Origin of the sequence: Pseudomonas sp. (assembly GCF_030147005.1) — a bacterium.
Classification (GTDB): Bacteria; Pseudomonadota; Gammaproteobacteria; order Pseudomonadales; family Pseudomonadaceae; genus Aquipseudomonas.
In genome coordinates this window covers 1-4,690 of record NZ_JASLAW010000002.1, presented here as the reverse complement: position 1 = coordinate 4,690, position 4,690 = coordinate 1, and the positions used below count along the sequence as shown (strand labels likewise).

4 protein-coding genes are annotated in these 4,690 nt (G+C 63.4%); 2 read left to right on the top strand and 2 right to left on the bottom strand.

Features of this window, described 5'->3' with window-relative positions:
* Window positions 1–228: 228 nt before the first annotated feature.
* Window positions 229–396, top strand: coding sequence for a hypothetical protein (locus Q1V60_RS00235; protein ID WP_300626653.1), 168 nt, complete (start codon window positions 229–231; stop codon window positions 394–396).
* A gap of 66 nt (window positions 397–462) precedes the next feature.
* The gene (locus Q1V60_RS00230) at window positions 463–2,634 is read left to right on the top strand and encodes a mechanosensitive ion channel family protein (protein WP_300626652.1); all 2,172 of its coding nucleotides are present in this window, start codon (window positions 463–465) and stop codon (window positions 2,632–2,634) included.
* A gap of 43 nt (window positions 2,635–2,677) precedes the next feature.
* On the opposite strand, the gene Q1V60_RS00225 is transcribed toward Q1V60_RS00230, so the two are convergent.
* Together Q1V60_RS00225 and Q1V60_RS00220 are read right to left on the bottom strand one after the other, a co-directional pair.
* Window positions 2,678–2,899 (bottom strand): MbtH family protein, encoded by a 222-nt coding sequence (locus tag Q1V60_RS00225; RefSeq protein WP_236418320.1) that lies wholly within the window; start codon window positions 2,897–2,899, stop codon window positions 2,678–2,680.
* A gap of 82 nt (window positions 2,900–2,981) precedes the next feature.
* On the bottom strand, window positions 2,982–4,382 hold the full coding sequence (locus Q1V60_RS00220) for an aspartate aminotransferase family protein (RefSeq protein ID WP_300626651.1): 1,401 nt from the start codon (window positions 4,380–4,382) through the stop codon (window positions 2,982–2,984).
* Between the last annotated feature and the right edge of the window lie 308 nt (window positions 4,383–4,690).

Below are 4,690 nucleotides of genomic sequence, written 5' to 3'. Positions count from 1 at the left end.
CTCGCGCCGGGCTGCGAAGCGGCCCCAGAAAATGGGACAGCTACGCAGTCCAGCGGGCGCAAGCTCCCTCGCCACAGGGTATTCGCTGCGCGTTTTAGCCTGGCTTGCCCGTGACTGCGGTTTCACAGCCACCCAGCGCTGTCTGACCTGCATCAACCCCAGGTCCTGTAATCCGGCCTAGACTTGTCAAAACGCCCACACCGACAAGGCCGTCGCCTGATGATCTCCATGTCCTCATTCCACGCCATGCTTGTGCCCATCATGATCGGCATGATCCTGCTCGGCGTCGGCTTCAACTTTCGCGACAAACCCCTCGGCGTATTCGGCATGTGGGTGGGCATGCTGCTGATCCTGGGCACCGTGGTGTACAAGATCCTCGCCAAATTGGCGCAATGACACTCGCATCTGGCATAGCGGCCTCGTACACTCGGTCAATTCGTCGTTTTCAAGGTTGACCGCCTCGTGCTTTCCCGTCTGTTTGCCCTGCCCTGCTACCTGCTCATCGCCCTGCTCACCCTGCTGCCGCTGACGTCCGCCCACGCCGTGGGCCTGCCCGGACTGCTGGGTGGTTCCGGCAAGGCCCAACCCCAGGCCGAGGTGCCCTTGGGGCAGTCGCTGGACGAAGTGATCAAGACGCTGGAGAACGACCAGCAGCGCACCCAGCTGCTGAGCGACTTGAAGAAACTTCGCGCGGCCACGCAAAAAGCCCAACCGGCCGCCGAACTCGGTGTGCTCGGCCTGATCGGCAGCACACTGTCGGGTTTTGAACAGCAGTTTTCCGGCGCCGACAGCCCGCTGGGCCGCTGGTCCAATGAAGTCGACCTTGCCAGGGATGAACTCAGCGCGCTGATACTGCCGGCCAACGAGTGGTTGCCGATCATCTTTGGCTTCGCGGTGATCCTGGCGGTGTGGAGCCTGTTGGCCGCCGCGCTCATTTGGCTCAGCCACCGCCTGCGCGAACGCTTCGGCCTGCCTGAGGAACTGCCGCAACACCCGCGCACCTGGGACATGCTGCGCTTCGCCCTGCGCAAGCTGGGCCCGTGGTTGATTGCCCTGGTGATCACGGTTTACCTGAGCTACGCCCTGCCTTCGTCCCTGGGCAAGTCCCTGGCGATGGTGCTGGCTTACGCCCTGGTCGTCGGCACCTGTTTCTCGGCGATCTGCGTGATTGCGTTTTCCGTGCTGGACGGCCCGCACCGCCACCGCGCCCTGTATATCCTGCGCCATCAGGCCTTCCGCCCGCTGTGGTGGATCGGCAGTTTTGCCGCCTTTGGTGAAGCCTTGAGCGACCCGCGGCTGGTCGCGGCGCTCGGCCAGCACCTGGCCCACACTGCCGCGACCGTGGCCAATGTGATGGCGGCGCTGTCCACAGGCGTATTTATCCTGCGGTTCCGTCGGCCGATTGCCCACCTGATCCGTAACCAGCCGCTGTCGCGCCGCCTGACGCGCCGCGCCCTCACCGACACCCTCTCGATCATCGGCACCTTCTGGTACTTGCCGGCGCTGTTGCTGGTGGGCATTTCACTGTTCGCCACCTTTCTGTCCGCCGGTGACACCAGCACCGCGCTGCGCCAGTCGCTGCTGTGCACGGTGCTGCTGGTGTTGTGCATGGTGATCAACGGGTTGGTGCGGCGCCACGCCCTCAAACCGCAACGCGGGCACAAGCGCCATGCGCTGTACTCCGACCGCCTGAAAAACTTCGTCTACACCCTGGTGCACCTGCTGGTGTGGCTGGTGTTTATCGAGCTGGGGCTGCGGGTGTGGGGCCTGTCGATGATTCGCTTTACCGAGGGTGACGGCCATGAAGTCAGCGTCAAGCTATTCGGCCTGGGCGGTACGCTGCTGTTCGCCTGGCTGATCTGGATTCTCAGCGACACCGCGATCCATCACGCCCTGACCCGCTCGCGCAAAGGCCTGGCCAATGCGCGTGCGCAGACCATGATGCCGCTGATCCGCAACGTGCTGTTCGTGACCATCTTTATCATTGCCGCCATTGTCGCCCTGGCGAACATGGGCATGAACGTCACGCCGCTGCTGGCCGGTGCGGGCGTCATCGGTATCGCCATCGGTTTTGGTGCGCAGTCGCTGGTGGCCGACCTGATCACCGGCCTGTTCATCATTATCGAAGACTCCCTGGCCATCGATGACTATGTGGACGTCGGCGGCCACCTCGGCACCGTCGAAGGGCTGACCATCCGCACCGTGCGCCTGCGCGATATCGACGGCATCGTGCACACCATTCCCTTCAGCGAAATCAAGAGCATCAAGAACTACTCCCGTGAGTTCGGCTACGCGATCTTCCGCGTGGCGATCCCCTACAACATGGAGATCGACGACGCGATCAAGCTGATGCGCGATGTCGGCCAGAGCATGCGCAATGACCCGCTGCAACGCCGCAATATCTGGTCGCCGCTGGAGATTCAGGGCGTGGAAAGTTTTGAATCAGGCAGTGCAATCCTGCGCGCGCGGTTCAAGACGGCGCCGATCAAGCAGTGGGAAGTGTCGCGGGCGTTCAACCTGTCACTCAAGCGGCATCTGGATGAAGCCGGGCTTGACCTGGCGACACCGCGTTTGAGCGTGCAGGTGGTGACGGGGGCGTCGGGCGGGCTGGAGAAAGAGAAGAGCGTCCAGTAAATATGGGAGGTGGCTTGCCCCTCCCACATTTGCTCGGCAGTGCTCAGGCGAGTGCAGCGCCATCCATCTTCTGACGCAGGCTCAACGGACGCATATCGGTCCAGGTTTCTTCGATATAGGCCAGGCACTCTTTCTTCATGCCACTCTTGCCCACGGTCCGCCAGCCCTCCGGCACCGCCTTGTAGTCGGGCCAGATCGAATATTGCTCTTCGTGGTTGACCACTACCTGAAACAGGATGTCGTCGCGGTCAAATACTGAGGTCATTGCTGTTCTCCATCGTTCAAAGGCCGGCTGCGCACCATGCGCAGCACTGATATCTGTAGAAACGTACCAAAGGCCAGGAAAATTAGACGCTGGCGACCGCCGCCGCCAAGGCGCGCCCAAAAATCTCGGCGACCCGGTCGATCTCGGCGGCGGTGATCACCAGCGGCGGCAGGAAGCGCACCACGCTGCCATGCCGCCCGCCCAGCTCGAGGATCAGGCCGCGCTTGAGGCATTCACGTTGTACCTGCGGCGCGAGCTGGCGATGCACCGGCGGATGGCCCTGAATGTCGCGCGCGCCATTGGGGTCTACCAGTTCCACGCCGAGCATCAGCCCGCGCCCGCGAATATCCCCCAGGTGCGGGAAATCGCGCTGCAGGATGTGCAGGTGCTCGCTCAGCCGCTCGCCCATCGCCGCCGCATGCTCGGCCAGGTCATGCTCCTTGAGGTAGCGCATCACCGCCGAACCTGCCGCCATCGCCATCTGATTGCCACGGAAAGTCCCGGCATGGGCACCCGGCAGCCAGGTGTCGAGCCAGTCGCGGTACACCACCACCGCCAGCGGCAAGCTGCCGCCAATGGCTTTGGACATAACCACCACGTCCGGAATGATCCCCGCGTGCTCGAAGGCAAACATTTTGCCGGTGCGACCAAAGCCGCTCTGGATTTCATCGACAATCAGCGCGACGCCCGCCTGTTCAGTGATACGCCGCAAGCCGCGCAGCCAGTCGAGATCCGCCGGCACCACGCCGCCCTCGCCCTGCACCACTTCGACAATCACCGCCGCCGGTGGCAACACGCCAGCCTCGGGATCATTGAGCAAGTTTTCCAGGTAATGCAGATTGACCCGCACCCCCTGCGCGCCACCCAGGCCGAACGGGCAGCGGTAGTCGTAAGGGAACGGCAGAAATTGCACGCCATTGCCGAGCAATGCGCCCAGCGGCTTCTTCGGCCCGAGGCTGCCCATCAGGCTCAATGCGCCCTGGCTCATGCCGTGATAACCGCCCTGGAACGACAACACCGTACTGCGCCCGGTAGCGGTGCGTACCAGTTTCAAGGCCGCTTCCACCGCATCGGTGCCGGTAGGGCCGCAGAACTGGATTTTCGCCTCCCGCGCCAGTTCCGGCGGCAACAGGCCGAACAGGTCCTGCACGAACTGATCCTTGACCGGCGTGGTCAGGTCCAGGGTGTGCAACGGCAACTCGTCGCTCAATACCTGTTGGATGGCCTGGATCACCACCGGGTGGTTATGGCCGAGCGCCAGGGTGCCGGCGCCGGCCAGGCAGTCAATGAAGCTGCGGCCTTCCACGTCTTCCACGTAGATGCCCTTGGCACGCTTGAGCGCCAGGGGGATGCGCCGAGGGTAGCTGCGGGCGTTGGACTCCTGCTGGCGCTGACGGGCCAGCAACGGGGTTTCGTCGAACTGGTAGAGCGTTTCGCTGGCGTGCACAGGCGCGGCGTCGATGGGGCTGGTGGCGACTGACATCTCTCGATCCCTCAATACGCGGGTGATGGTGGTCATCCGTGGGGGTGGGGACTGCGCACGGACTTCATGTTCTGAAGACGCATCAGAGCCGAAGGGATTTAGGCCCGCAGATCGTTAACGGCTGGATGAGGTTTCATTGTGGGAGGGAGTCGCTGGCGAGAGTGCTTGCTGTCGCGAGGGAGCTTGCTCCCGCGAAGGAGCTTGCTGTGGCGAGGGTGCTTGCTGTGGCGAGGGAGCTTGCTCCCGCTGGGGTGCGAAGCGCCCCCACAAAAAAGCCGGCTCCAGCTGCGCTGTCGAACGGGAGCAAG